Consider the following 26,436-nt stretch of genomic DNA (forward strand, 5'->3'; position numbering starts at 1 on the left):
CTATGTTCGTTTACTGAAGGGCCAGGTCTGCCGTGCCCTGCTGCACAGGGCTGCCGGCCAAGGTGGCCTGTATCTGGCCAAACACGTCATCCAGCAACGCATGGCGCCTGCGGTACATGGCCCGTTTCTTCGCCGCGACTTCCTCTGCCGCGCGTTGCGCGGGCGCCAGGGGGATGGTGAAAAAGTCCTCGCGGTCCGATGGCCCAGCGCCATTTTCCTGCCAGATCACATCGTAGTTGGCCGCCAGGTCCTGGTGCTTGTCGGCGCCAAAATAGGGATGGCGATGGTGGCGGTACTCATCCCCCACCGCATAGATCCGCACGGCACCCACCGTTCTTGCCACGCACTTTATCGCCTCGATCAACAGGCTTCTGGGGCGCAGGCCTTCGAAATCCTTGGTCAGGTCGCGGTAGATGGTCAGCGAGGTCTCGCTGTCCACGCCCTTGTGGATGCCCTGCACTGCGCCGATAAACAAGCACAGGTCGGCAGCGTCACGGCACAAGGTAAAGGCGAGCGAGGCCACACGCAGATCGCCCTGGAACAGGTTGATCACCAGTTCCCCTTCGCGCTGAAACCAGATCGGCCGGTCGAGCACCAGGCGGCAACCGCTGGAGTACACCGACAGGTCGCACAGCTGCCGCTGCTCGTCACGCCGCAACAGCAGCAACGGGGCACAGTGCGCAGCGACCACTTCATAGTGCGACGCCACCGCTTCGAGCCGCTGCGGGGCACTCCAGCACTTGCTGATGTAGGGCCACTGAACGACGCCAATGCAGTCGACGCCCAGCCGCTCGAAGCGGTCCTGGCCCAGCGCCCGCGACATGCGCTGGGCGAAGGCCTGCAAGCCGGACCACTCCCGCGCCATCGATACCGTCAACTTGAACTTGTTGTTGAGCGCGCGCAGCGAATAGCCGGGCTGCAGGGTGAGCACGCTCTTGGCCAGCGATCTGAACGTCATCGTCATGTCATTTGTACTCGATCAGCAGCGCCTTGCCGGCCGCATACCTGTTCAGCAGGAACTTCACTTGGCCGAGCATTTCCGGGAACTTGCCCAGCACCAGGAACACCGCCTGCCACCAGTTCTCCCGCGTCGAGCGCCCGCCCCGGCGTGCCAGGCGCACGGTCTGCAACGGATAGACCAGCAACAACCACAGCCCCCAACCGCCCGACAACAGGCTCACCGCCAGGATCGCCAGTGGCAGCTGCAGGCCCCACAACCAGGCGCGCCGCGATTCACGCAGCCAATGGCGTTCCGGCGTCTGCCCATGCAGGTAAGCGCCTTCGGCATAGGCATAACCGGCACGCAGACTACGCCGCCACCATTGCCCGAAGCGGGTCATGGCGGCATCGTGCAGGGTCATTTCATCGGGCAGGCGCCAGACCTTCCAGCCACCTGCACGCAAGCGCACGCACAGCTCCGGCTCCTCGCCGGCAATCAGGTCAGGGCGAAAACCGGACACCGCCATGAAGGCGTCGACACGCATCAGCGCATCGCCCCCGCAGGCCTTGGCCTCCCCCACTGGCGTGTCCCATTCCAGGTCGCAGAGCAGGTTGTACACCGAGCGCTGCGGGAAGCGTTCGCGGCGGCGCCCGCACACCACTGCCACGTCCGGGTGCTGGTCAAGAAACGCCTGGGCCTTGCCCAGCCAGCCGGCATCCACTTCACAGTCGCCGTCAACGAACTGCACATGGCGGATGCCGGGCACAATGCCTTGCAGGCAGGCAAAGCCCTCGTTACGCGCACGTGCCGCGGTAAAGGGTTGGGTCATGTCCAGCGCCACCACTTCAACGCCCAGACGATTCGCCAGCTGTACCGAGCCGTCGGAGGAGCCGGAATCCACATACACCAGTTGGTCCGCACGCCCCATCAGGGACACCAGGCAGCGCTCCAGGCGCTGGCCTTCATTGCGGCCGATCACCACCACTCCAATGCCTGTCTCCATGGGCCTCACTCGTCAGCTTCGGGCTAGGTCAGGTGTACTGCATCGCGTCGCTGTGCTTGCGTGTCTTGATGGTCGCGGGCACCCCCACTGCCAGGGAGTTGTCCGGCACATCGGTCAGCACCACCGCGTTCGAGCCTATCGCCACGTTGTTACCGATGCGTATATTGCCCAGCACCTTGGCCCCGGCGCCGATGTCCACGTTGTTGCCGAACACCGGGGCGATCGGTTCGTCGACATTTTTCAGGCCCACCACCACGCCGTTGCGGATCCGGCAGTCATCGCCAAAACGGGCATAGCCGCTGATGACGATGCCGCCGAAGTGGTCGATGACGAAGTTGCGGCCAATCACCACCTCGCAGGGCAACTCGACCCCGGTGATGATCTGCACGAACTTGAACAGCACCTTGTAGACGAAGGAGCACACTTTGCGCAGCAAGGCCGGGCGCACGCCATAGCGCCAGCGGCCAAAACGATAGACCACCAGCACCCAGAACCCCTGGGCGCCCCAATCACCACCATGAGCGCGCAAGTCTGCACGGATGTTATCGAACATGCTTTCACCTACCGTGTGGGTTGGCTGGCAAACTGGGTCTTGAACAACAGCGACCAGGTGGCGCGGGTGTGCCGCCAGCACACCTTGATCGCAGCCAGGCCGCGGCCTTTGAGCAATGCCTTGAGCGCCAGCACCAGGTCGCCCAGGCTCACCAGCAGCATGTGCAAGGCCAGCCCCGTTACACCGTGATGCTTGCGGAAATACAGCAGTTCGCTCTCGATCTGGTAACCGGATATCTGCCGGCTCGCCGCTTCCAGTTCGGCCACCGACTTGGAGCTTTCACCGCCAATGTGCACCACGGTGGTGTCGGGGAAGTACACCACTTTCCAGCCGGCTGCCTTCACCCGCTTGCAATGGTCCACCTCCTCGTAATAGAGGAAGTAACGCGGGTCGAACAGGCCCACCTGGTCGAGCACTTCCCGGCGCACCAGGTAAAAGCAACCCGGCAGCCAGTCACACTCACGCACCGAGGCGTGGTCCCAGTCCATTTCATCGACCATTTTCAGGCCCGGGAAGAAACGCCCGAGCCCGGTGCGCCCGACGAACACGTTCAAGGGTGTCGGGAAATAGCGGCAACTGGGTTGCAGATCACCGTCCCGGCCCACCAGGCGCACCCCGAGAATGCCGCACTCCGGGTGTGCTTCCATGTAATCGACGGTTTTCTGCAGGCTGTCGGCGGCCACGAAGGCGTCGGTGTTGAGCAGCAGCGCGTACTTGCCCTGCAGGTGCGCCAGCAACTGATTGTTGGCGCGGCCGAACCCGACATTGCGCGTGTTGCTCAGCAACAAGGCTTGCGGGCAGACCTTGCCCAGGCGCTCCACAGAGTCGTCGACCGAGGCGTTGTCCACCACCAGGTAGCTGGCCAACGCCTCACCGCCTGCGGCGCGCAGTGCATCGAACATCGGCTGCAGCAACGCCGCGGTGTTGAAGTTGACCACCATCACATCGACAGGCTTCTTATCCATTGCTGCCGTCCCCGAAGAAATAGCGACGCCGGTGCATCGCCAAGGTGGACTCCAGCGACGGGTCGTAGGAGCCTTTGCGCTGCTTGATCAGGTCTATCCAGGGGTAGGTGTTGCAGCGCTCCTCGACCCGCTTGATCAGGTCTTCAGTGGTACAGAGGAACTTGGCCGGGTTGCCGCCGACCACCGTCCCTGGCGCAACGTCCTTGGTCACCACAGCGCCGGCAGCCACCACCGAATCAGGCCCGATGGTCACCCGTGGCATGACGATCGCGCCATGGCCGACAAAACTGTTGTCCTTGACGTCGATGAAACCGACCGAGTCCAGCTTCCCGCCGTAGCAGATTTCGATCAGCGCCACCACGCCGTCATGGCCGATCAGTGTGCAATCGGACAAGCCGACGTTATTGCCGATGCGTACCAGGGCCGGGTCGGTCACGTTGCAACCGACATTCATGTGAAAATTGCTGCCCACCGAATAGAACTTGCCCCATCGGCACTGAAATTCGCCCCACTGCCTCGGTGTGGGTTTGCACAGTTTCAGGTAGGCCGTAACGCCCCGCCCGGTGGTGTTGGCATAATGCGCCACTGCACTGCGTATCCATCCAAACATATGGCAAGCCTCGCAATTCAAGCGATCCTGGACTGTCCCTGAGGCGAACACGGTCTCGTTCTTGTGGGTGCTGACCCTGTTGCACTCAACCCTTACACACCGCGACTTCAGTTCAACGAGCTCAGGCTGCCGCCCCCTTTGCCGCGCGCATCTTCTCGTTGAGGTGGTCGGCCAGCCTCAAGGCGAATTGCAGCAGTGGCATTGTCGGGTTCGAAGCCCCGCCGGTGGCGAACACGCTGCTGCCGGCGATATAGAGGTTTTCGGTGCCAAACACCTTGCAGTTGATATCGACCACGCCGTCCTTGGCCGCGGCCGCCATCCGCGTAGTGCCCATGTGATGCGCATGCGGCGACAACACCAGCGGCAGGCTGGTGTCGTAGACGTAATCGCTGAGCTTGATGAAACCCAGGCCCATTTCGGCGAACTGCTTGGCCAGTTCGTTGCCGATGCACTTGATGGTGTGCCGGTCCTCGGCGCTCAACACCCAGTTGACATTGACCTTGGCCACGCCCAGGTCGTCCTTTTCGTCGAGCAACGAGATACGACTCTGAACGTTGGGGAACTGCTCGATCAGCGTGGTGATCACGCCATCGCCCGGGCAGCTGAACTTGGCCACGAATTCGATCTTGCTGGCCACGCCCATTTCACAGGCCAGGTTTTCCAGGAAGTGCTTCACTTCGGCCGTGCGGCCGTAGGTCCGCACATCCTCCAGCACAGACGCCAGAACATTGCCCTTGCCGGCGTGGTATTCGGCGACGAAGGCATCGGTGGTGAAGTATTGACGCGGCTCGGCGTCCTCCCCGCTGCGCAGGATGAACTTGCCCATGTCGATATTCAGGTGCTCCATGAAGCACCGACCGACCAGGCCGTCCTTGCGCACGACGCCCGCCTCCGCCAACGACTGGCTGTTGAGCAGCTGCCTGGCGTTTTCAATGGCGCCCATGGCCAAGATGTAGTTGCGCGCGGTGACCGGCTGACGCTTGCCGTCGTAATCGGACACCTGAACAGCTTTCAATTGGCCGTGGGCCTGATCGAACAGGAGGTCGACGCAGTTGCAGTTGATGAACACATCCAGCCCAGGCGTTTCGTCGAGCGCCGCGGCGTATTTCTGCGCAAAACGTGTTGGCGGGCTGAGCAGGAACCGGTCGGCATCGAAATCGCCACCTTTCAGGCCCGGATTCACCGCGCGAAACTCCGCGCCCTGGGGCAGATCGACGATCTCCATGGCACCCGGCAGATAGCGCTCGATTTCAGCGTAGGGGATCGGCCAACCGGGCATGTCGACCGGCGGCGGCACGGCAAAATCGGAAGCCGTGAAGGGCCGGCAGCGCCCCATCCAGTGATTGGAGGTGCCGCCCAGGTAACGCAGGCGGGCTTCCCCAGGATACAGTTCGAGGCCAGTGGAGGTGCACTTGTACAGCGCCTGCGAGCGCGGTGTGTACTCACGCCCGCCACCTTCGAGCAAGGCCACGCTCCACCCGGCATCGGCCAGGCGCAAGGCCAGCGTGATCCCCGCCGGGCCTGCACCGAGGATGCAGAAGTCGTAAATGTCACGTAGGGACTTGTCGGCCTCGTAGTCCTTGATCATGAACGTGCGTCCTGGAAGTAGCCAACCGGCAATACCCAGCCATTGATGATGACGAAGCCGCCTTTTGGCTCAGGTTTACGCGATGCATTGGCATTGGCGCAGACACCGAACACGGCCGCCCCGGCACTCAACAAGACACAACTGCGAACAAAGCCCCTGCGCCCAAGCAAGGGAGTACAAAACTGCAGCTTCCCCATGATCACAGCCCCATACCATTGATTTTTTTATGCCCCGCGCTCTGCTGCGGGCCTTGTCGGGCGACCATCAGGGTCAATCGAAAAAGCACGTCGACAGCGCGGCACAGCGTGCCCCTGTCGCAATCATAGGCACAACCAGTGCCACGCGCCTGTGCTGAAAGCTTCGCTTCGCCACAACTTCAATCGACTGCATGACTTCAATCTCTGACCGAATGGCTAGAAGTCACTATAGTTTCATTTAGCCACGATGCTAGCCTTCATCCAGTCCACCGAGGGATAGGTGCCTACAACCCATGCCTGAACATTTAAGAGCCCTGGTCGTCATTTTGCTTGTGGCCAGTGTGGTTTTCTTCATGGCCCGGCGTCCGGCAACGGACCTGATCCCCCTGGCGGACTTCAAGCGACGCCGCAACGTGTGGTTTGTCCTGACCCTGGCGGCATTTTTTGCCCACAGCTTCTGGCTGTATGCCGGCGCCGCCACGGTCATCCTGCTGGTCGCCAGGCGCCGCGAGCACAACCCGCTGGCGCTGTTTTTCCTGTTGCTGTTCCTGATCCCACCAGCGATGACCGAAATACCCGGTTTTGGCGTGATCAACTACCTGTTCGACATCAACCACCAACGCGTCCTGACCTTGTGCGTACTGCTGCCAGCAGCGCTGGTGCTGCGCAAGCAAAGCGACAGCATTCGCTTCGGCCGCCTGCTGCCCGATAAACTGCTGTTGGCCAGCCTGGTGCTGACCAGCGCGCTGGCGCTGCGCGAAACCACCGTTACCGACACGCTGCGCCAGGTGCTGAGCCTGTACATCGATGTGTTCCTGCCCTATTACGTGGCCAGCCGAGGCTTGCGTGAACTCAGTGACTTCAAGGACGCCATGCTCGCGTTCGTCCTGGTTGGCTTCCTCCTGGCGCTGCTCGGGGTTGCCGAGTATGTCCGTCACTGGCTGCTGTACAACGCCCTGATCGATGCCCTGGGCCTGCAATGGGACATGAAAGCCTACCTGAGCCGTGGTGGCTCGTTGCGTGCCAGCGTCACCACCGGGCAGGCCATCGTGCTCGGCTACGTGATGGCCGTGGCCATCGGTCTGTTCCTGTTCGTGCAGCACTTCGTGCAACGGCCTGCGCACCGCTACATGGGTGCTCTGCTGCTGGCCGCCGGGCTGTTTGCCCCGCTCTCGCGCGGCCCGTGGATCGGCGCAGGCGTGATCGTGGTGGTGTTCATTGCGCTGGGCAGGCACGCCGTGTCGCGCCTGGCGTTACTGGCCCTGGCCGGCGTGTTGAGCATACCGTTGCTGAGTGTCATGCCCGGTGGCGACAAGATACTCGACCTGCTGCCCTTCATCGGCAAGGTGGACACGGAGAACATCACCTACCGCCAACGCCTGCTCGACAATTCGTGGATCGTCATCCAGCGCAACCCGCTGTTCGGCTCCTTCGATTACCGCAGCACCCCGGAAATGCAATCGATGATCCAGGGCGAAGGCATCATCGACATCGTCAACACCTACGTCGGCCTGGCCCTGCGCATCGGCCTGGTGGGGCTGGGGCTGTTTCTGGGCTTTTTCGCCTGCATTTTGCTGGGCATCCACAGGGCGATGCGCGCGATCAGCGACAACGCCGACCCGTATCGCCTGCTGGGGCGGGTGTTGCTGGCGACCTTGCTGGGGATCCTGGTCACCATTTTCACCGTCAGCAGCATCACCGTCATCCCGATCGTGTACTGGTCAATTGCCGGGCTCAGCGTCGCCTACCTGCAGATGATGCGCCGACAAGCCACTGAAGAGACCCGTCAGGTGACCACCATCAGCCTTCAACCGAGGTAGCTCAATGCCCAGTCTTGCCCTGTGTACATGGACCCGCACATCGCTACTGGTCGGCCTGCTGGCATTGCCAATGGGCGCCTGGGCATCCGACTGGGTCGTGCGTGTCGACGAACAGAACGGCCTGCCCACGCTGACCCATGGGGGTGGCCTGGCCTTCGTGCCCAGCTTCGACTTCTGGGGCGCGAACTGGGGCTGGACCGGGTTCTATCCGACGCTCAAGGTCGATGGGCCCTACCGTTACACGCTGACCGGCACCAACAAGGACCTGGACTTCGACCTCAAGGCAAACATCCACAAGCCCCAGGCGCAAACCCTCACCTGGGACTTCGACCTGCAGGCGCACAGCAGGCAGAGCGATGTGATGGGCGGCGGTATCGTCTGGCGCTTCGACCCCACGCTGATTGCCGGAGAAATGGGCGACCCGGTGCTGTTGCCCGATAACCGCGGCTGGGCGTGGGGCAAGAACCCACAAGGGCCACACGTGGAAATGCGCTTCGATCCACCGCTGGCCAAGGTCTATTTCGAACGCGGCAACACCGACCAGGTGCGCACTTTCTTCTACACCGACCCGATCAAGCCTGGGCAACAGCAGATCAAGGCACAGCTGAGCGTGACCGGGGATATCACCATCGGCCAGACCGCCACCGAACGCTTTGGCATGACCGACCCCACGGCATGGCCCGATGACCAGCTCGACTGGCGCACTTCACCGGTCGACCTGTCGTTCCTCAACGCAGCGGAGAAACCGGCTGGCAAGCGCGGCTTCGTCAAGGCCGATGGTGAACAGCTGGTGTTCGCCGACGGCACCCCGGTACGCTTCTGGGGCACCAACCTGTCGGCCTATGCGCTGTTCCGTACGCCTGACGAGGAAATCAAGCTGCAGGCCAAGCGCTTGTCAGCCCTGGGCTTCAACCTCGTGCGCCTGCACCACCACGACTCCCCTTGGGTGACCCCCAACATCTTCGGTGACTTGCTGAAGATCAAGGACACCCAGCAGCTCAGCGCCGAGTCGCTGAAAAAGATCGACCAGTGGATCAAGAGCCTCAAGGACGAAGGCATCTATGTCTGGCTCGACCTGCATGTGTCGCGGCCGCTCACTGCCGCCGACAACATCTATGGCTTCGACGAGCTGCCCAAGGACCATACGGTCGCCGGCCTCAAGGGCTACCTGTTCGTCAACGTGACCATGCAGCAGGCCTTGAAGCGCTTTGCCGAGCAATACCTGACCCACGTGAACAGCTACACCGGGCTGGCCTACAAGGACGACCCGGCGATTGCCGCCGTGCTGATCACCAACGAGAACGACGTCACCCACCACTTCGGCAACGCGCTGCTGCCCGACAAGGACGTGCCCAAGCACAGCCGGCTGTACATGGACCAGGCCAAGGCCTTCGCCCAGCGCCACGACTTGCCGGCGGACAAGACCTGGCGCGCCTGGGAGCACGGCCCGTCGAAGCTGTTCCTCAACGACCTGGAGCAGCGCTTCTATGCCGACATGATCGGCTACCTGCGCACGCTGGGGGTCAAGGTACCGATCGCCACCACCAGCACCTGGGGCCTCAATGGCCTGTCCTCGCTGCCTGCGCTGACTGCGGGTGACGTGGTCGACGCGCACAGCTACGGCGGCCTCGGCCAGCTGGAGAAGAACCCGCTGAGCAGCGACGGCATGATCAACTGGCTGGGCGCGGCCCAGGTACTGGGCAAGCCGATGACCGTTACCGAGTGGAACGCCGAACCCTTCCCCCTGCCCGACCGCCACACCTTGCCACTTTACGTGGCCGGCACCGGCAGCCACCAGGGCTGGGACGCGATCATGCAATACGCCTACAGCCAGCAGGCGTTCTTCGAACAGTGGCGCCGGGCCGACAACTGGAATGCCTACAACGACCCGGGGCTGATCGCCACCCTCCCCGCCGCCGCCCTGCTCTATCGGCGCCAGGACGTGCACCAGGCCAAGACCCGCTACGTCTTCGCACCCACGGCAGCGACCCTGTTCAACCAGGACATCTCACCGGCCAACTCGGTGATGTTGCGCACCGCCATGGAGAAAGGCCGCCTGCAGATCGCCATGCCGCAAACCCCGGAGTTGCCGTGGCTGCAGGCCGCCGCGCTGCCCGCCGACGCGCAGGTGCTGAAAGACCCAGGGCAGCCCCTGATCGATGCCGGCGCCAGCGAAGCCGTCAGCGACAGCGGCGAGCTGCGCCACAACTGGCAGCAAGGTCTCTACACCATCAATACGCCCATGACGCAAGCGGCGACTGGCTGGCTGGGGGGCCAATCGCTCAGCGTGGGCGATATCCAGGTCCAGCTGAAAACCGGCTATGCCAGCGTCGTGGTGCAGAGCCTGGACAGCAAGCCGCTCGCCCAGTCGCGCAGCCTGCTCGTTTCACTGGGCAGCCGCGCCATCCCCAGGCCCGAGGACGTCACCCCCTTCCGTGTCGAACCGCTCGAAGGCAGCCTGAGCATCAAGGCGCCAGCGGGCCTGAAACTCTACAGCCGCAGCAGCGATGGCCAGGAAAATGCCCTGCCCGCGAGCTACAAGGATGGGCGCTACCTGATCACCTTCGATGGCCAGCACATGGCCAACTGGCTGTTCTTGAAATAGGGCATATCGCCATCTACAGTCATTGAAGCCCTGTATTCCAGGCATTCGACGCTGCGTCTGCTCCAGGAGGATTGGATGAAGTACTTGGTTGTCGGTGGTGCAGGTTATATCGGCTCACACATGGTCAAGCACCTGCTGCGTGCCGGCCATGAGGTGGTGGTGGCAGACCTTGAGGCGCCGGCGCCCGGCATCGAATGGGTATGCCTGGACATCGCCGACGGCCACGCGCTGGACGCCCTGTTCAGCGACTATCACTTCGATGCGGTGTTCCACTTCGCCTCGTTCATCCAGGTCGGCGAATCGGTGGCCGACCCCGACAAGTATTACCTGAACAACGTCTGCGCGACCCTGAGCCTGTTGGAGGCCATGGTCCGGGCGGGCATCAAGCGGCTGATCTTCTCCTCCAGTGCCGCCGTATACGGCGACCCTCAATATGTGCCCATCGACGAGCAACACCCCAAGGTGCCGATCAACCCCTACGGGCGCACCAAATGGATGGTGGAACAGATGCTCGAAGACTTCGACCGGGCGTATGGGTTGCGTTCGGTGAGCTTGCGTTATTTCAATGCGGCAGGTGCTGACCCGGACGGCGAGCTGGGCGAATGCCATGAGCCGGAAACCCACCTGATTCCACTGATCCTGCAGGCCGCCTCTGGGCGTCGCGAGGCCGTGACCGTGTTCGGCCATGACTACGACACCCCCGATGGTACTTGCATCCGTGACTATGTCCACGTTGCCGACCTGGCGTCGGCACACGCGCTGGCCGTGGAGTACCTGCTGGCCGGCGGCGCGACCACGGCGTTCAACCTGGGTAACGGGCTGGGGTTTTCGGTGCAGGAAGTGATCGATACTGCACGCGCGGTGACCGGGCGGCAGATCAATGTCATCGAAGCGCCACGCCGCGCTGGCGACCCGCCCCGGCTGGTGGCAGATGCTGAAAAAGCCAGGTCAATGCTGGGCTGGCAGCCTGCGTTCAGTTCACTGGAGGTGATCGTGAACCATGCGTGGGAGTGGGAGCTGAAGTATCCCTGGAAATGACAGCCAGCCCCTTCGCACCGGCTCGGCGCGAAGGGGCCAACCCTCAGTAGTAAGTTCGCGGCTGCTCATCCGCCTTGTTCAACACCGCCCCCACCAGGTTCGATGAAGCCAGGTGATACAGGCAATCCTCGATATCCTTCTTGCTGTTCATGCCATTGGCCACCACCAGCAGCACGCAGTCGAACTTCGGCAGCACGGTGATCGCGTCGTCCGAACTCAGCAGTGGCGGCAAGTCGAAGATGCAGATCCGCGAGTCATAGCGGTCGCGCAGCTCGCCGATCAAGGTGTTCACCTTGGCCGATGACAGCACCTCGGTGGACATCGGTACCGGCTCGCGGGTCGGCAGCACGACAAAGCGTGGCAGTGTCGGGTTGACCAGCGCCTCTTCGAGCCAGGCCTTGCCGTTGAGCACGTCGTTCAGCGCCTTCTCCATCGGCAAGCCGAGGCTGCTGCCAACCCGTGGGCGGCGCAGGTCGAAGTCCACCAGCAAGGCAGTCTTGTTGGTGTGATGGGCGATGCTCATGGCCAGGTTGACGGCCAGTACCGTCTTGCCCGCCTCGGGCGTTGGCGAGGTGATCGCCAGCGTGCGCCAGCCATTGTCCTCCATGGCCTGCAGCACCTGGGTGCGCAGCAAGTCGATCGCCCCGCTCATGTTCGAGTTCTTGTTGAACGAAACAATCCGGTTACGCTCCAGGTGTTCCGCATTCAGCGGCACCACCTTGGTCTGAACGTAATCGAACTGCCCGAGTTCACCAGACTTCGGCATGACCGAAGGCACCTGCGCCGTCTCTGATGTGGCTGGCGAAACCTGGTGAATGTTCTTACCAATAGCCGGCGTACTTCTGTCCATCGCTGCGCTCCCTATTCAAACCGAGCCATAGCTTTGAAAAGCAGGAGGTCCAAAGGCATGTAAAACATGTGGACGCCCACCAACAGGATAGCAACCAGCAGCAAACCGACACTGATCATCATCGACAACAGCCTTTTGCGCCTGGCCTTGTCCGCCTTGGTCGAGATAAACGGCACCGCCACCAGTACGCGCCGGCCCAGCACGCTTTCCAGGGCTCCGACACCGCGTACGCGCTGATTGAGCATTTCCAGCAGCATCACCAGGCCACCGCCAGCGGCCGGGGCCAGTACCAGGCCAAGGGCGACGATTTTCTTGCGGTTGGGCTTGACCGGTTTTTCCGGCATCAGCGGCGGCTCCAGCAACACGAAGCGCTCGGCCTTGTTTTCCTGCTCGAGGCTTTCGGTGATCTTCGCGCCCATCTGCTTGTTGCGGATTTCTTCGTATTTCTTGCGTGCGTTGTCATGGTCACGCAGTAGCGTCACCAGGCCGCGCTCGACTTGCGGCGCCTCGAGGATATCGGCCTCATAGCCTTCGATCTTGGTGGTCAGCTGGCGCTTCTGATCGGCCAGCGAGGCGATGCGCGACTGCGCAGCAGCCATCTTGGTCCGTACGCGTGCGGCGTCGAGGTTGCCGCCAGCCGCTACGGCAATGCCCTGGTTACCCGCTGCCTTGAGCGCGTCGATCTTGCGTTTGATCGCCACCACGTCCGGGTGCGCTTCGGTGTATTTGGTCAGCAGTCGGGCGTATTCGGCCTTCAGCCCTGGCAGATCCTGAGGGTCTGGGGCAACGGCCCTGCCATTGGCCGCCTGGGTCGGCACGCCGGAGTTGGCCGCCGCCAGTTCCAGTTCCAGATAACGCAGTTCTTCCTGCGCAGCCTTGTAGTCACGGTCCACCTCACGGAACTCCAGTTCCGCGCGCGACAACATGCTCATGCGCAACTGCTGGTTTTCAGGCAAGGCATTGGAATGCGCCTGCTTGAAGTCCGCCAGCTTGTTTTCCAGGTCGGCCAGCTCGGCGCCGAGCTTGTCAGCTTCCTGGGAGAGGAACTCGGTGGTTTCGGTAGCGCGTTCGGTACGCTGCTTCATGTTCTCGTTGAGGAACAGCGACACCAGTTCGTCTGCCACTTCCTTGGCTACGTCCGCGCGTTTGTCCTCGTAGGATACGGTAAAGGCCACGGTGGCCTCGCCGCGCCCCTTGACGTACGTGCTGAGCGTGGCGACCACGATCGCACTGCGCATCTGCTCGATCTTGTCGGTTTCGCTGAAGCGGCTGCCGCGGTCAGCGAACAGGTTGTACTTCTCGATGATCCGCGCCAGGTTCTCGCGGGTCATCACCCGCTGGCGGATGACCTCGATACGCTCATCGGCAAAGGTGTTGTTGCCGGCCGAGACCAGGTCCGGGGAGATCTGCTGCGATTCCACCAGGATGGTCCCGGTCGATTGATAGATCGGCGGCACACTGATCGCCACCCCGATGGTGGCGGCCACCACGACCACTATGACGATCGCCAGCAACAAGGCTCGGTCCTTGATGATGGCGATGTAATCTTTGATAGAAAGCTCGTACTCAGATTTCATAGTGGCCACCAATCCGGAGTTCAGATGTCGGGGTATCTATACGTCAGCGTCAAACCCGCGATAGTAGCGTCGGCATTGGGCAGGCCGCTTTGTTGACGCTCCTTGTACAGCAACGAAAAGCGCAGGTCCCAGGCCGGCGAAAACGCCCGGCTGGCCCACACGCTGTAGGTCTGCATGGTGTTGGGGTTCTGCCCTTTGCTGTCCTGCCACCAGGCGTCTGCGCCGACCCGGGTGGTTTCAGTGAGCAGGTAGCTCCAGCTGCCACGCACCATGTCCATCTCGGCTGCACCGCCCTGGGCGTTGGACATGGTGGAGCGGTCGGCACTGAAGCTGGCCTCGTGACGCGAGCCACGGTAGGTCAGCGATGCGCCGCCTTCACCACGGCGCTGGGTACCGGCACCGTCAGTCTGGTTGACGCCAACATGCATGGCGCCGACCAGGCTGTCGGAGAACTGGTACTTCAGGCCAATGCTGGGGACGTAGCTGTTGGTGGCGATGGCCGTGGTGCTGCTGTCCGGTTCGTAACGCCGCGCCTCGAAACCGGTGATGATGTCGGTGCGTTCGCTAAAGGCGTACGTCCAGGTGAAATCGTTGGCGTACTCGTCGTAACCGGTCAGCGTACTGATGTCGTAAGTGGCATGGGAGTAGCGCAGTTCGTTGGCCAGGGTACTGCGCTCGGTGACCGCGCTGCTCCAGTTGCCCGTGAGCCTGGACATCTTCTGGGTGCCGTCAGTGGTGGTCACCACACCGGTGTCCTGCACCGCGCCGGAAAGCGTCGAGCTTTCATCGTACTGCGCCAGCAGGCCAAAGCCGCCGCTTTCGGTTTCGCGCTGCCAGCCCAGGCTGAGGTTCGGGTCTTCACGGTCATCCATCACCGAGCGGTCGGACGAGCGCAGCACATGCATACCCACGCCCATGCGCAACTGGTCACGATCGAACTGACCCACCAGGGTGTAATCAGGCGCAATGATCGTACGCGTCACACCTTTCTCCTTGGAGGTCAGGAGCAATGGGTTGCTGTCGTACTCGACAGTCGTGGGAACCTCGACTGAAGACTGCCAGCTGGCGGCATCAACCACCCCGGAGAACGGCATCATCATGATTGCCGTTACAACACTCGTCGTTTTATTGATAGGCACAAGTCGTTCTTAATTATTAGGAGAGTCAGGGTACGACCAGCGTATCGCCAGCCTGAAGTTGGAAGTTGGTGGACATGTCACGCCCAGAAACCAGATCCTTGTAACGCACCGGCATGACCTTTTGGCCGCGGATGACCTTGATGGCACTTTCGTCGGCGAATTTGTCCATTCCACCCGACATGCTCAGGGCCTGAAGCACCGCCGTAGGGCCTGCCATCGGCACCGGGCCGGGCTTGATCACTTTGCCTTGAACATATACCAGATTACCAGCGGTACTGGTGACGACCACACTGACATTCGGCTGGGCCAGGTAAGGTTTCAGTGCGGTCTCGATTTTTTTCGCCACGGCGGTGGCTTCAAGGCCGGCGACATCCACGCGACCCGCCAACGGGAAGGTGATACTGCCATCGGGAAGGACCACGGTTTCCTGACGCAGGGTGTCTTCCTGCCAGACCGAGATCATGACCTTGTCACCGGGGCTTAACAGGTAGGTAGAAGAGGTAGTGTCGGCGGCGGCGGTGCCAGACCATGCCACCAGGGCGCAGAGAACGGACATCAGCAAACGTACCATGAGGGATCCCTCCGGCCAGTCGGCCCAGGTTAAGAGCACTGAATGAGTACAACGACGAACCTCTCGCTCCGCTTCGCAGCCTGTTTGCTGCGACGGCCTCACCCATCCTGAGGCCCTTTACCGCGATGCCGCCCTGCCTACCTTTTTTGCCGCCGTTTGCGCCGAGGGCGCTGGCTACTGGAATATAGCAACAGCTGTAAAATAGACAAGCATTGCCCACCCCAAAAAACGTAAACGTCCACACTTTAGCGTCAACGCATTGGCATCGCGATAAAAATGAAACAACTTAGATCTTCTTTCTGTTGGCCACCGCGATGAAACCGATCACGGCAGATGCGAACAACCAGCCCGCCGTGGACAGCGGGACAATGGTATTTTCGGACAAGTAAGAATCCGCCGCTCGCGCTGCTCCAGTCAATAAAATCAATAAGAAGAAAGACTTGATGAGCAAAGTCGAGCGCATATTCGCCACCTTCAAAGAGGAACGTTGTTATTAATTTGGCGGAAGACTGGATCGCTGTTGATTTGAGCTTATGGGCACAATGACATTACGTCAATGATCCGACACCATAATAAATCTCAATGGGGAGTGGCTGGCCTCGTCAAAATGCCGCCAGCCTGAATTTGCTGGGTTCGGCGACCTGCCAGGACTGCGTTGTGGCGCAATACCTGGCAGTGGGTTGCCGACGATACGAGGTTCAATGAGGGAACAGATCCAGCGTTCGCTCCACTTCATCGATATCAATGGTGAAGCCTTCACCTTGCGGCGTCCCGACCACGAAACCGAAGTGCTGATGGTCGCGATCCGTCAGGTATTTGTAGTAGCTCACAAACCGGTTCGGCGGCTGCAGCGCCAGTATCGAACCACCGGGCTGCAGGACATTGACCCCATGCACCAGCTGGCTGCCCTCAACGCCAATCACCGTCCTCGCCCCCGCACAGGCGGCGACGATACCTGGCACATCGGTTTTCATCGGGTCGATGACGCGAAAACCGCGGTGTTTCTGCAGGTGCGAGGCGACTTCGAGCTCATTGCGCATCAGGCGCAAGTCGCCATCGCTGCCACGCAGGATGAACACCCCCGGGTGCGGCGACGGGTCAACATGCGACAACAACTTGTCACCCATGGCGCGGTAACGTGAATACCTGCTGCGGTTGTTGCTGAGGTCGTCGAACAACACCAGTTCGCGGAAGAACGCGCCACGCGTGCGCAGCGGCTGCATGCCCAGCCAGCGCTCGTACGCCGGCCCTTGAGTGAACAGCGGGTAGCGCGCCGACGGCGCCGTGGTCACCGGCACACCTTCTTCGCAGGCCAGGGCGTAGGTCGGGCAGTCTTCCATCAACCAGGTACCGAACCAGGTATTGCCGTTCTGGGTGCAGTAGATGGCCCCACGGTCGATTTCGTGATCCACCGTGATGCCGGGAAAGCGGCTCGGTTTCAACGACAGCCAATGGCTGGCATTGCCTTTGTACAACGCCCCGTCGATCAGCCAGACATCCTTGAGCAGGTAGCCACGTGTCGGCCCCTGTTCGACGGTGATTCCGCCTTCCATGGTGCGCGCAGGATGTACATACGGATAGAAACGCTTCGCCTCCCAGCCCGTTACCCGCTCCAGCTGGTCAGGCAAATAGAACGCCGGGGGCGAGACGGTTGTTTCACCGGGTGCGATATCCCAGACTTTCTCGGCGACGCGCTTGATATCGATATCAGCCTTGCGTGCCAGGCGCTTGCGCGCGATGTGCTGATAGGCCGCCAGGGTCCAGGTGTTCTGGCTGGCAACCGAAGAGCCACTGAAGTTCGAAATACCACTGCCCATGAAACGCCCCTCCCGATGTGACCAGTCTCTGGTCTGAGGCAAGGCACGCACTCCAGGCATGCCTTGAAGTCGGTTCAGCTGGAAACGACAACCCTTTCCATCATGGGCGGGGACTGTAGCGTGGCGTAACGGCTGCGCAGGGTTTGCAGGAATGACTCGTTACTGCTCCTGGCGCCATAGAGGTAGATCTTGTGCAGGCCACCAAAGACCATTTCGTGATAACGGCTGGCAACTTCCTCATCGCTGGGCCCTTCCGGCAGCCCCAGGTGAAGCGTCAATTTGTTGCCCTCGACGGCGAACAACGGTGTATCCCAGAGGAACTGCGCGGTCCCCGTGCGAGGTAGGCGGACAAACAGGTAGGCATGGTTGCCCAAGGCATCGATATCACCACCACGCCGGCGCTTCCACTTCAGCAGGCCGTCATCCGGCCGCGCCAGGCAAAGGCCGATATCGTAATAGTCATAACCGTGGGCCAAGGCCCACTCGAGCGCCATGAAGGTGGTGATCGAGTTGACCTCGCGCAGCCTTTTCGGGTCTGAGAACACGGCTTCGCAATAACCGAAACGCAGGGTGCTCCAATAGCGTTTGCCGTCGCGCGTGATCTCGCAGCCCAGATGGCAGCCGATCACCTCGTCGCCGCAAGTAATCAGATCAAGGCGCCCCACGCCCTTGGCCAGACGAAACACTTCGTCGGTTGGAAACTGCGCCGCATGGATGCCCTGCCTGGCACTGGCATAGGGCCGTAGCAGCTGTTGATCGGCCATGGCGATCTCGTCATCGGCGATTGTCTGGCGCATCTGGTAGAGCGGGCGGTTCTTGCGAATGCTGCGGCGCAGTTCACTGTCGTAGCGGGCCGTGATGTCGTCCAGCGAACGCCCCAGCGGCACCACGGCGCTCAGGTAGTGGGGTACCGTCAACGCGCCGGATGTCGGCATCTCGCTCACCACCACCACATGACGGTTCGTCGCGGGAGCCGCCTCCTCGCCAGCTTCGGCCGCTTGTTGCTGGCCCTTGCCGCCAATCAGCAACTTGGCCATTTCGCGCTGATGCTTCCTGCCGATGTAGAGGATTTCGTAAGGGCTGGCCTGCTGCAGCCGGAAACGCGAGATTTCCCAGCGCCAGAAGCAGGTACGGGCCAGCAGCTCGCGTAACTTGCTTGAAACGGTTCGTATCTCGTAGCGCATGGAAGGCGAGATCACTTTTCGCGCCACAGCCGCCAAGTTCTCTTTCATGTCTTCTTCGACGTCCTTTGATATTGTCAACGGGGCTGAAAGGAAAACAATAAAGCGGAGCTTGAAAGCCTGCATAACGTGTTGATTTATAAACTATCAACTTCGGATGCCGCCTTCATATTCAGTAACAATTTAAGATGCAGGAGCGCTGCTTGGCAAGCGGCATTTTGACAGCATTATAGCGTAATTAATGGCGCCAAATTTCCTCGCGCGGGGGCGCTTCAAGTATTGCTTTCGCTATATATCAACCGTGTTTCAACGCATTCAAAGTTGCGCTACCCCACTACCACCGCATGCGCTTGCAAATACCGCCTGATGGCCCCTTTCAACGAAGGAGCCTCGATATGGCCAACCACGCCAGCGCCTTGCCCCAGGAAGACCTGATCACAGCGCAACTGCCCGCATGGACCCATCATGCCTATCCCTTGCACTGGCAAGCCTTGCATCAAAGCCAGCGCCTCGATGCATTCGACCAGGATTGGTACAACAACGCCGCGCCCGACCTGCGGGAAGCCGTACAGGCCAGCCACACTCGCCTGCTGCGCTCACAAGCCAGGCTGGCACGTTCGCTCACGGGGCTGAAGCAGATCACCGAGTTTGCCGAACCGAAACTGCAGGCACGCCTGGCCGAACTCGGCTTCACGGCACCGCTGCGCGGCAGCGAGCTGCTGCGTGTCGAACGCAACTGGAACTGGAGCGTAGCCCGCTTCCTGTACCGTCATCGTCGTGACAATCTGCTGCAGGCCGCCTTGCAGAACTTTGCCGATGACGAGTCATTCACCGCCGAAAGCGCCATCGCCCTCAGTGGCGCAATCCAGGTGACGCCCATCACGGTGCACGGCAGGGTAGTGACTGGCCCGCAGACGCCGACCGCGCAGATTGCGCTGGCGTCGGAGCAGTATCAGGTCGAGCGCCTCGCACTCACCCCTGAGGCATTTGCGCAATGCTGCCGCGAACTCGACATGGGTGCGGCCTACCAGGCTCATCTGCAGCAATGCTTCGCTGCGCCTCAGGTGCGCGCACAGGCCATTGCCGTGCAACAGGACCGCTTGCGCCTGGCAGCGGACCTGGCCTATTTACGCCACGAACTGAACGGCACGGCACGCGATCAGGTCGGCCGACTCCTGCAGAACGGCACTGTGCCGTGTTGGCAACTGGCCCTGTTCGGCATCGTGCTGCACGAAGTGATGCTGATCGATGCCGGCAACAGCAACTGGTTGCTGCACTTGCCCGGCAATACCCCTGCCCTGCACGCCTGCACCGGCCTGGACGGGGTCAATCAGGTGCTGGCGACCCTGCTGCGGCAGCCAGAAAACCGTCAGCGCTTCCGGGCCTACCTGAGCCAGGCCGACCAGCCACGCTTCCTCGACTTGCTGCAACAGAACCTGGACAACGCCAGCCCGGCCGACCTGCACCCTACCCTCCAGGCCATCACCGGCGAACCCTTCGGCGTCTATCAGGACCTGTACCTGGCCCGCCTGAAAAGCGAAGCCGAACAGCTTGCAGTGCCCACTGCCGTTGCCGACGCCCAGGCCCGCGCCCAGCGCCTCGAACAGTGGGAAAACCTTGGCCTGGACGTGCTCAACGTCGCAGGTTTCTTCATCCCGGCAGTGGGTACCCTGATGCTGGCTGTCACCGCCTGCCAGTTACTGGGTGAAGTCTACGAGGGCTATGAAGACTGGCTCGAAGGCGACCGCCACCTGGGCTTGCAGCACCTGGAAACCGTCGGCCTGAACCTGGCCTTGATTGGCGGTCTGGCAACGGCCGGTCAGCTCGTGCCGAAGCTGCTCAAAAGTCCCTTGCTGGCGCGCCTGGAGGAAGTTCGCTGCAGCGATGGCCGCTATCGCCTGTGGCAGCCGGACCTTGAAGCCTACCGCAGCCCACAGACACTGCCAGAAGGGCTGCAACCCAATACGCAAGGCCAATACCTGCATGAAGGCAGTCATTACCTGCGCATGGACGGGCAACTTTACCAACACCGATTTGATGCCGACATCCAGCAATGGCGGATCGTCCATCCCGATGCAGCCGACGCTTACCAACCGCCACTGGAGCATAACGGTCAGGGCGCATGGCGCGCTGCCCATGAGCAGCCACAGGCGTGGCCATTCGCGGTGCTGGCAAAACGGCTGGGCGAAGCTTACGCGGCCTATACCCCGGAGCAACTGGAGCTGGCTGGGCGCATCTGCGGTGTCGACGCGGCCCGCTTGCGCCAGGTGCACCTTGAAGGGCAGCCAGCGCCTGCGCTGATGCTCGACACCTTGAAACGCATTGCGACAGGTACGCGGGGCGAGCCGCTCCAGGGCGAAGCGCTTGTGCAACAGCACCGCGAATGGCCACTGGTACGCGCGCTGGAAGAGCTGATAGTACCCTTGCAGGGTACAACCGACAGTGAACGGCTGTTGTTCAGCTACCTCGATGACCTCCCCGAATGGCCTGCCGATCTGCGCCTTGAACTGCGCGCTGGCAGCCCACAAGGCCCGCTGCTCGACAGCAGCGGTAAGCACCTGGCCAGCCGGATCTGCCGCGTCATCAAGTCCACCGAGGGTTATGAGGCCGACCTGGGCGAACGCCCTGCCCCGGCGCCCCAGGATCAGGACCTGTGCCGGGCCATCGAACAGGCACTGCCAACTGCCTGGCGCAACACGCTGGGTTTCTCGACCACTGATGGCAACACCCTGCGTCAGCGTGTGCTGGCCTGGACCGAGCCCCGTCGCAGCGAACTGCTTCAGCGCCTCTGGGGTACGGGCGCACGGCGTCGGATTGGCCGCGCAGGGCTGCAAGGTGGTCGCGAAGCAGTCCCCAGTGGGCCCTATCTGCAAGCCCCGCTGGCAACCCGTTATCGCCGACTCTACCCCACGGCGACCGATCAGGATTTCCTCCGTGCCATGGACGACTGGCAACGCCAAGGGCGCTCCCCCACGCTGGAGATGCGTAATCTCGAGCAACGCCTGGAGACCCTGCGCCGTGACCTCGGCGAATGGGCGCGCCCCGACCCGCAATACCCGCATCGTCGTCAGGAGGCCATCGCCCCCATCATCAATGCCTGGCGACGCCTGTCCCGCCTGCCACTGGGCCAGAACGTCGTGGTCTACAGCCTGGACCTTTCACGCCTTGACCTGGAAGACCGCGACCTGGCCAGCCTGGCCCTGCCTGACGATTTCACCCACATCGAACACGTGTCGCTCAAAGGTAATCGCAACCTGAGCCAATTACCCGCCGAGTTCTACGAACGCTTCCCCAGGCTCAAGCGCTTGCTGCTGAGCCATTGCCGCTTCAATCACTTGCCTCGCCTGGCCAATCCCCAAGCGCTGGCATGGCTGGACCTCGACCACAATCGCATCACCTGGGATGACAGTGCCCAGCAGATGCTCGACCAGTTCACCCACCTGGGCGTGCTGGACCTGGGGGGCAACCCTTTGCTACGCGCGCCCGACCTGAGCCTGATGCCTCGCCTGTTCACAGTGTTCCTCGACAACTGCGCACTGACCGAATTGCCGCACGGGCTGGGCAGCATCACCAGCACGCCTGTGGCCATCGACCTGGCCGGCAACCAGCTGCAACAGCTACCTGCCGACTTTCTGGTGCCACAGCCGGTCGCCCGGGCGATGCGCCTTGAAAGCCAATGGCTCAGCCCACGCATGCTCGACGAAGTCGAGGCCTACAACGCAGCGCATGATGTCGATCTGTTGGTAGACAACAGCGACTATGATGATTTTTTCCACAACACTGGCCCCGCTGAACAGGCGCTCTGGCAACGTCTGCCGCTGCAGTATCGACGAGACCTCAGGCCGCTGCTCGACCTTGAACCTTTCACATCACACCCTAGACGCGCCCACGCAGAATTCTGGCGCCGCCTGGCGGTGATCGACCAGAACCTGCCGCTACGCCAGCAGGCACTAGAGCGCCCGGCTCATGAACTGTTCGATCTCGCACTGTAAAGTGCCCGGCCACTAACGCGGCATTTGCGCCCTGAGCGGGTTGCGCGCCACCCACTTCTGCAACTCGGCGGCCGGCATCGGCCGCCCCAGCAGGTAACCCTGGCCCTGGTCACAGCCGGCATTGCGCAGGAAGTCATACTGCTGCTGGGTCTCGATCCCTTCGGCAGTGATGCGATAGCCCAACGCATGCCCCAGGTCGATGATCGCCCGGGCGATGGCTACCGCATCGTCGTCATCCGGCAGGTCCTTGATGAACGCCCGGTCGATCTTCAGGTGGTCGATGGGCAAGGCACGCAGGTACGCCAGCGACGAATAACCGGTGCCGAAGTCGTCCACCGCCGTGGCCACGCCCATGGCTTGCAGCTGGGCCAGGGCCGCACAGGCCTGTTGCTGGCTTTCCATCAGCAGGCTCTCGGTGATTTCCACTTCCAGCAGGTTAGGTGCCAGGCCGTACCGTTCCAGCGCCATCGCCAGGCTCGAGACATAGTCGCTGCGCTCGATCTGCAGCGCCGCCACGTTGACCGCGAGCGGGCCTGGCAGGCAATCGGCGGCGCGCCAGGCGGCCATCTGTGCACAGGCAAGATCAAGAACGCGCTCGCCCAAGGGAATGATCAGGCCGGTACGTTCGGCCAGCGGGATGAACTCGCCAGGCGGAATCAGGCCATGTTCCGGATCGCGCCAGCGCAGCAAAGCCTCGACACCTTCCAGTTGACCGCTGAACAGGTCGACCTTCGGCTGGTACCACAACTCGAACTCGTTATCCTGCAACGCCCGGCGCAAGTTGCGCTCCAGCTCCAGGCGCTGGTGCAGCCGTGCCGTCATGTCCGGGTGATAGGGGCGCCAGGCGTTGCGGCCACCCTCCTTGGCCGCATACATGGCGGTGTCGGCATGGCGCAACAGGCTGCCGACGTCTGCGCCATGTTGCGGGCACCAGGCCAGGCCGATGCTGCCGCTCACCAGTGCGGCATTGCCGTTGAGGTCGAACGGCCGCTGCAGGCAGCGCAGCAGTTCGCGCAACTGGTGGCTGACCTGGCCCTGGGTGCCCTGCAGCATGAACACGAATTCATCGCCGCCCAGCCGGCATACCCGGTCGCTGGTGTCGAGTTCCTGCAGGAAGCGCGCGGTCGCCTGCTGCAGCAGCAGGTCACCCATGGCGTGGCCCAGGCTGTCGTTGACCTGCTTGAAACCGTCGATATCCAGCAGCAGCACGGCCAGGCCATGGCCTTCGGCAGTGGCCTCGGCCAACTGCTGCTGGAACAGCACCCGGTTGGGCAAGCCGGTGATGGTGTCGTAATGCGCCAGGCGTTCCAGCTGCGCCTGCGAACGCTGCAGTTCGCGGTTACGCTGCTGCAACTGGCGCTGCTTGCGGTTGATCTGGGCAATGAACAGGCTGAGCAGGCCGCTGCAAGTCAGGGCAAACCAGAACAGCGGCGAATGGAACAGGCTTGCGTCCTGCTGGCTTTGCTGGCGCTGGATGTCCACATGGCCAAGCGCCATGGACACGCCGATACCGGCCAGGGAAACGCCGACCGGCAACAAGCGGCGAAGGGCGCGACGCAGCGTGCCGGTGGTCGGTGTCGGTTCGTGGGTCATCGGGGAATTGGTCGAGGTCATAAGCCTGCAGGTGTCGGCGATTGCCCCTGTATCGGCGCGGTGCGCGCAATATTGAGCCAGACTGGTGTTTTTCTTGCCCAGGGTGCATGCTCGCTGCTGAAGCGTTTCACCCGTCCAGACATGTGAGGTGCAGTACCCATGGAACATCTGCTCGATTCGCTGTTTCCAACCGCCGACAACATTCCTGAAACCTGGCGCCTGGGGGCGCCGCTGGAACAACGCGACTACCTGGTGAACGGTGAACTCAGGCGCTGGGACGGGCCACTGGCCACGGTGCGCAGCCCGGTCTGGCTGAAGGAAGCGGACGGCGAGCGCCAGGTCGTGCTCGGCAGTGCCCCCTTGCTCGACGCCGACACCGCCCTCACCGCGCTGGACGCGGCGGTAAACGCCTACGACAAAGGTCAAGGCGCCTGGCCAACAATGCGGGTAGCCGAGCGCATCGAGCATGTCGAAGCGTTTCTGGCGCGCATGCGTGAACAGCGTAGCGCCGTGGTCAAGCTGCTGATGTGGGAAATCGGCAAGAACCTCAAGGATTCGGAAAAGGAGTTCGACCGCACCTGCGACTACATCGTCGACACCATCAATGCCCTCAAGGACCTCGACCGTCGCTCCAGCCGTTTCGAGCTGGAACAGGGCACCCTTGGCCAGATCCGCCGTGCACCGCTGGGTGTGGCGCTGTGCATGGGCCCCTACAACTATCCGCTCAATGAAACCTTCACCACGCTGATCCCGGCGCTGATCATGGGCAACACCGTGGTGTTCAAGCCGGCCAAGTTCGGCGTGCTGCTGATCCGCCCACTGCTCGAAGCGTTCCGCGACAGTTTCCCGCCGGGCGTGATCAACGTCATCTATGGCCGTGGCCGCGAGACGGTCAGCGCACTGATGGCCAGCGGCAAGGTCGATGTGTTCGCCTTCATCGGTACCCACAAGGCGGCCAGCGACCTGAAAAAACTGCACCCGCGCCCGCACCGGCTGAGGGCAGCCCTGGGCCTGGATGCAAAAAATCCGGGCATCGTCCTGCCACAGGTGGACCTGGACAATGCCGTGGAAGAGGCCGTCACCGGCGCATTGTCGTTCAATGGCCAGCGCTGCACGGCGTTGAAGATCCTGTTCGTGCACGAAGACGTGGTCGACGCCTTCCTCGACAAGTTCCAGCGCAAGCTCGCCGCGCTCAAGCCAGGCATGCCCTGGGAGCCTGGCGTTGCGCTGACCCCACTGCCGGAGCCGGGCAAGGTCGACTACCTCGACCAGCTGGTGGCCGACGCCAAGGCGAAGGGTGCACGGGTGCTCAATGAAGGTGGTGGGCTCAGCCGCGGTTCGTTCTTCTACCCCGCCCTGCTCTACCCGGTGAACCGCGACATGCGCGTGTACCACGAGGAACAGTTCGGCCCGCTGGTGCCGGTGGTGCCTTATCGCGACCTGCAGAGCGTGATCGACTACGTGCTCGATTCGGACTACGGCCAGCAGCTGAGCCTGTTCGGCAACGACCCGGCCACCATCGGCAGCCTGGTCGACATCTTTGCCAACCAGGTCGGGCGCATCAACCTCAATGCCCAGTGCCAGCGCGGCCCGGACACCTACCCGTTCAACGGCCGCAAGAACAGCGCCGAAGGTACCCTGTCGGTGCACGATGCCTTGCGCGTGTTCTCCATCCGCACCCTGGTCGCGACCCGCTTCCAGGAAGCCAACAAGGAGTTGATCAGCGAAATCATCCGTAACCGCCAATCGAGCTTCCTGACCACCGACTACATCTTCTGACAGCCGTGCTTATAGAGAATCGTTCTAGCCTTGCTGTCGATTTTCCCTCTGCGCAGACGACTCTAAGCATCAGGGCGCCCCTCGGCGCCCCTTGCAAAGGAGACTCGCACATGGCTGTCAAACCCATCCCCGAAGGCCAGCACAGCATCACCCCGTATCTGGCCATCAACGACGCCGCCAAGGCCATCGAGTTCTACAAGCAGGCCTTTGGCGCCACGGAAATGTTCCGCCTTGAAGGCCCCGATGGCCGGGTCGGCCACGCCGAACTGCGTATCGGCGATTCCTCGCTGATGCTCGCCGACCCGTGCGACATGGAAGGCGGCCTGACCGCCAGCCAGAAACTCGCAGGCGCTGCGGTGGGCCTGCACCTGTATGTCGAGGACTGCGACAAGGTCTATGCCCAGGCCATTGCGGCGGGCGCCACGCAGTTGCACGAGGTCAAGGACCAGTTCTACGGCGACCGCAGCGGCTCGCTGAAAGACCCGTTCGGCAATATGTGGTTCGTCTCTACCCACAAGGAAGACCTCAGCCCCGACGAAATCCGCGCCCGTGCTGCCAAGATGTTCGGCGGCAGCTGAGCGACAAGTTGAAAGCGCGGCGCGTTTGCTTGAAGCTTGA

Annotated in this window: 21 protein-coding genes; 6 read left to right on the top strand and 15 right to left on the bottom strand. The window is 62.1% G+C overall.

Annotated features, from left to right (window positions below; translation table 11 throughout):
- Nucleotides 1–10: 10 nt before the first annotated feature.
- From F6X59_RS05500 to F6X59_RS05530, 7 genes are all read right to left on the bottom strand, one after another.
- A complete protein-coding gene (locus F6X59_RS05500) occupies nucleotides 11–958 on the bottom strand; it encodes a DUF535 family protein (RefSeq protein WP_152955151.1) in 948 nt (315 codons plus the stop codon).
- Nucleotides 959–965: 7 nt separating this feature from the next.
- Nucleotides 966–1,943 carry a glycosyltransferase family 2 protein gene (locus F6X59_RS05505; protein ID WP_152955152.1) on the bottom strand — a complete coding sequence of 326 codons (978 nt, stop codon included), beginning with the start codon at nucleotides 1,941–1,943 and terminating at the stop codon, nucleotides 966–968.
- Nucleotides 1,944–1,971: 28 nt separating this feature from the next.
- Nucleotides 1,972–2,496 (bottom strand): serine O-acetyltransferase, encoded by a 525-nt coding sequence (locus F6X59_RS05510; RefSeq protein WP_152955155.1) that lies wholly within the window; start codon nucleotides 2,494–2,496, stop codon nucleotides 1,972–1,974.
- Nucleotides 2,497–2,504: 8 nt separating this feature from the next.
- The gene (locus F6X59_RS05515) at nucleotides 2,505–3,461 is read right to left on the bottom strand and encodes a glycosyltransferase family 2 protein (RefSeq protein ID WP_152955157.1); all 957 of its coding nucleotides are present in this window, start codon (nucleotides 3,459–3,461) and stop codon (nucleotides 2,505–2,507) included.
- Nucleotides 3,454–4,071, bottom strand: coding sequence for an acyltransferase (locus F6X59_RS05520; RefSeq protein WP_152955159.1), 618 nt, complete (start codon nucleotides 4,069–4,071; stop codon nucleotides 3,454–3,456). The genes F6X59_RS05515 and F6X59_RS05520 overlap by 8 nt, the downstream gene beginning before the upstream one ends.
- Nucleotides 4,072–4,192: 121 nt before the next feature.
- The gene (locus F6X59_RS05525; protein ID WP_152955161.1) at nucleotides 4,193–5,659 is read right to left on the bottom strand and encodes an FAD-dependent oxidoreductase; all 1,467 of its coding nucleotides are present in this window, start codon (nucleotides 5,657–5,659) and stop codon (nucleotides 4,193–4,195) included.
- A complete protein-coding gene (locus F6X59_RS05530) occupies nucleotides 5,656–5,856 on the bottom strand; it encodes a hypothetical protein (RefSeq protein WP_152955163.1) in 201 nt (66 codons plus the stop codon). Before F6X59_RS05530 ends, F6X59_RS05525 begins: the two co-directional genes overlap by 4 nt.
- A 293-nt stretch (nucleotides 5,857–6,149) precedes the next feature.
- Here F6X59_RS05530 and F6X59_RS05535 point away from each other — a divergent pair, with 293 nt between their 5' ends.
- The 3 genes from F6X59_RS05535 to galE all read left to right on the top strand — a co-directional run bounded on the left by F6X59_RS05535 (nucleotide 6,150) and on the right by galE (nucleotide 11,319).
- Nucleotides 6,150–7,676: an O-antigen ligase family protein gene (locus F6X59_RS05535; RefSeq protein WP_152955165.1), complete on the top strand. Its 1,527-nt coding sequence runs from the start codon at nucleotides 6,150–6,152 to the stop codon at nucleotides 7,674–7,676.
- A 4-nt stretch (nucleotides 7,677–7,680) separates the two neighbouring features.
- Nucleotides 7,681–10,281: a cellulase family glycosylhydrolase gene (locus tag F6X59_RS05540; protein ID WP_152955167.1), complete on the top strand. Its 2,601-nt coding sequence runs from the start codon at nucleotides 7,681–7,683 to the stop codon at nucleotides 10,279–10,281.
- A 75-nt stretch (nucleotides 10,282–10,356) separates the two neighbouring features.
- A complete protein-coding gene (gene galE / locus F6X59_RS05545) occupies nucleotides 10,357–11,319 on the top strand; it encodes a UDP-glucose 4-epimerase GalE (RefSeq protein ID WP_152955169.1) in 963 nt (320 codons plus the stop codon).
- A gap of 43 nt (nucleotides 11,320–11,362) precedes the next feature.
- Here galE and F6X59_RS05550 read toward each other — a convergent pair whose 3' ends face one another.
- The 7 genes from F6X59_RS05550 to F6X59_RS05575 form a co-directional block, all read right to left on the bottom strand.
- Nucleotides 11,363–12,169 carry a CpsD/CapB family tyrosine-protein kinase gene (locus tag F6X59_RS05550; RefSeq protein ID WP_152955171.1) on the bottom strand — a complete coding sequence of 269 codons (807 nt, stop codon included), beginning with the start codon at nucleotides 12,167–12,169 and terminating at the stop codon, nucleotides 11,363–11,365.
- A gap of 11 nt (nucleotides 12,170–12,180) precedes the next feature.
- Complete coding sequence (locus F6X59_RS05555; RefSeq protein WP_152955173.1) at nucleotides 12,181–13,746, bottom strand: Wzz/FepE/Etk N-terminal domain-containing protein; 1,566 nt, start codon at nucleotides 13,744–13,746, stop codon at nucleotides 12,181–12,183.
- 20 nt (nucleotides 13,747–13,766) lie between these two features.
- Entirely contained in the window at nucleotides 13,767–14,885 is a 1,119-nt protein-coding gene (locus F6X59_RS05560; RefSeq protein ID WP_372240310.1) for a hypothetical protein, read from the bottom strand.
- Nucleotides 14,886–14,910: 25 nt separating this feature from the next.
- Nucleotides 14,911–15,456 (bottom strand): polysaccharide biosynthesis/export family protein, encoded by a 546-nt coding sequence (locus tag F6X59_RS05565; protein WP_152955175.1) that lies wholly within the window; start codon nucleotides 15,454–15,456, stop codon nucleotides 14,911–14,913.
- A 286-nt stretch (nucleotides 15,457–15,742) separates the two neighbouring features.
- Nucleotides 15,743–15,919: an EPS-associated small membrane protein EppA gene (gene eppA / locus F6X59_RS28345; protein WP_178120038.1), complete on the bottom strand. Its 177-nt coding sequence runs from the start codon at nucleotides 15,917–15,919 to the stop codon at nucleotides 15,743–15,745.
- Between the two features lie 235 nt (nucleotides 15,920–16,154).
- Nucleotides 16,155–17,273: a glycosyltransferase family 61 protein gene (locus F6X59_RS05570; protein WP_152955178.1), complete on the bottom strand. Its 1,119-nt coding sequence runs from the start codon at nucleotides 17,271–17,273 to the stop codon at nucleotides 16,155–16,157.
- A 74-nt stretch (nucleotides 17,274–17,347) separates the two neighbouring features.
- The gene (locus F6X59_RS05575) at nucleotides 17,348–18,505 is read right to left on the bottom strand and encodes a hypothetical protein (RefSeq protein WP_152955334.1); all 1,158 of its coding nucleotides are present in this window, start codon (nucleotides 18,503–18,505) and stop codon (nucleotides 17,348–17,350) included.
- Nucleotides 18,506–18,849: 344 nt separating this feature from the next.
- Between F6X59_RS05575 and F6X59_RS05580 the strand changes: the two genes are divergently transcribed.
- Nucleotides 18,850–22,446 (top strand): leucine-rich repeat domain-containing protein, encoded by a 3,597-nt coding sequence (locus F6X59_RS05580; protein ID WP_152955180.1) that lies wholly within the window; start codon nucleotides 18,850–18,852, stop codon nucleotides 22,444–22,446.
- Nucleotides 22,447–22,458: 12 nt separating this feature from the next.
- On the opposite strand, the gene F6X59_RS05585 is transcribed toward F6X59_RS05580, so the two are convergent.
- On the bottom strand, nucleotides 22,459–24,039 hold the full coding sequence (locus F6X59_RS05585; RefSeq protein ID WP_256669080.1) for a bifunctional diguanylate cyclase/phosphodiesterase: 1,581 nt from the start codon (nucleotides 24,037–24,039) through the stop codon (nucleotides 22,459–22,461).
- 159 nt (nucleotides 24,040–24,198) lie between these two features.
- Here F6X59_RS05585 and F6X59_RS05590 point away from each other — a divergent pair, with 159 nt between their 5' ends.
- The gene (locus tag F6X59_RS05590; RefSeq protein ID WP_152955184.1) at nucleotides 24,199–25,818 is read left to right on the top strand and encodes an NADP-dependent glyceraldehyde-3-phosphate dehydrogenase; all 1,620 of its coding nucleotides are present in this window, start codon (nucleotides 24,199–24,201) and stop codon (nucleotides 25,816–25,818) included.
- 110 nt (nucleotides 25,819–25,928) lie between these two features.
- Nucleotides 25,929–26,396: a VOC family protein gene (locus F6X59_RS05595; RefSeq protein WP_152955186.1), complete on the top strand. Its 468-nt coding sequence runs from the start codon at nucleotides 25,929–25,931 to the stop codon at nucleotides 26,394–26,396.
- Nucleotides 26,397–26,436: the final 40 nt, after the last annotated feature.

Source organism: Pseudomonas sp. MN1F (genome assembly GCF_009391885.1).
Classification (GTDB): Bacteria; Pseudomonadota; Gammaproteobacteria; order Pseudomonadales; family Pseudomonadaceae; genus Aquipseudomonas.

Coding starts and splice junctions, on each gene's coding strand:
- F6X59_RS05500 (WP_152955151.1), bottom strand. CDS start 958: ATGACGTTCAGATCGCTGGCCAAGAGCGTGCTCACCCTGCAGCCCGGC.
- F6X59_RS05505 (WP_152955152.1), bottom strand. CDS start 1,943: ATGGAGACAGGCATTGGAGTGGTGGTGATCGGCCGCAATGAAGGCCAG.
- F6X59_RS05510 (WP_152955155.1), bottom strand. CDS start 2,496: ATGTTCGATAACATCCGTGCAGACTTGCGCGCTCATGGTGGTGATTGG.
- F6X59_RS05515 (WP_152955157.1), bottom strand. CDS start 3,461: ATGGATAAGAAGCCTGTCGATGTGATGGTGGTCAACTTCAACACCGCG.
- F6X59_RS05520 (WP_152955159.1), bottom strand. CDS start 4,071: ATGTTTGGATGGATACGCAGTGCAGTGGCGCATTATGCCAACACCACC.
- F6X59_RS05525 (WP_152955161.1), bottom strand. CDS start 5,659: ATGATCAAGGACTACGAGGCCGACAAGTCCCTACGTGACATTTACGAC.
- F6X59_RS05530 (WP_152955163.1), bottom strand. CDS start 5,856: ATGGGGAAGCTGCAGTTTTGTACTCCCTTGCTTGGGCGCAGGGGCTTT.
- F6X59_RS05535 (WP_152955165.1), top strand. CDS start 6,150: ATGCCTGAACATTTAAGAGCCCTGGTCGTCATTTTGCTTGTGGCCAGT.
- F6X59_RS05540 (WP_152955167.1), top strand. CDS start 7,681: ATGCCCAGTCTTGCCCTGTGTACATGGACCCGCACATCGCTACTGGTC.
- galE (WP_152955169.1), top strand. CDS start 10,357: ATGAAGTACTTGGTTGTCGGTGGTGCAGGTTATATCGGCTCACACATG.
- F6X59_RS05550 (WP_152955171.1), bottom strand. CDS start 12,169: ATGGACAGAAGTACGCCGGCTATTGGTAAGAACATTCACCAGGTTTCG.
- F6X59_RS05555 (WP_152955173.1), bottom strand. CDS start 13,746: ATGAAATCTGAGTACGAGCTTTCTATCAAAGATTACATCGCCATCATC.
- F6X59_RS05565 (WP_152955175.1), bottom strand. CDS start 15,456: ATGGTACGTTTGCTGATGTCCGTTCTCTGCGCCCTGGTGGCATGGTCT.
- eppA (WP_178120038.1), bottom strand. CDS start 15,919: ATGCGCTCGACTTTGCTCATCAAGTCTTTCTTCTTATTGATTTTATTG.
- F6X59_RS05570 (WP_152955178.1), bottom strand. CDS start 17,273: ATGGGCAGTGGTATTTCGAACTTCAGTGGCTCTTCGGTTGCCAGCCAG.
- F6X59_RS05575 (WP_152955334.1), bottom strand. CDS start 18,505: ATGAAAGAGAACTTGGCGGCTGTGGCGCGAAAAGTGATCTCGCCTTCC.
- F6X59_RS05580 (WP_152955180.1), top strand. CDS start 18,850: ATGGCCAACCACGCCAGCGCCTTGCCCCAGGAAGACCTGATCACAGCG.
- F6X59_RS05585 (WP_256669080.1), bottom strand. CDS start 24,039: ATGACCCACGAACCGACACCGACCACCGGCACGCTGCGTCGCGCCCTT.
- F6X59_RS05590 (WP_152955184.1), top strand. CDS start 24,199: ATGGAACATCTGCTCGATTCGCTGTTTCCAACCGCCGACAACATTCCT.
- F6X59_RS05595 (WP_152955186.1), top strand. CDS start 25,929: ATGGCTGTCAAACCCATCCCCGAAGGCCAGCACAGCATCACCCCGTAT.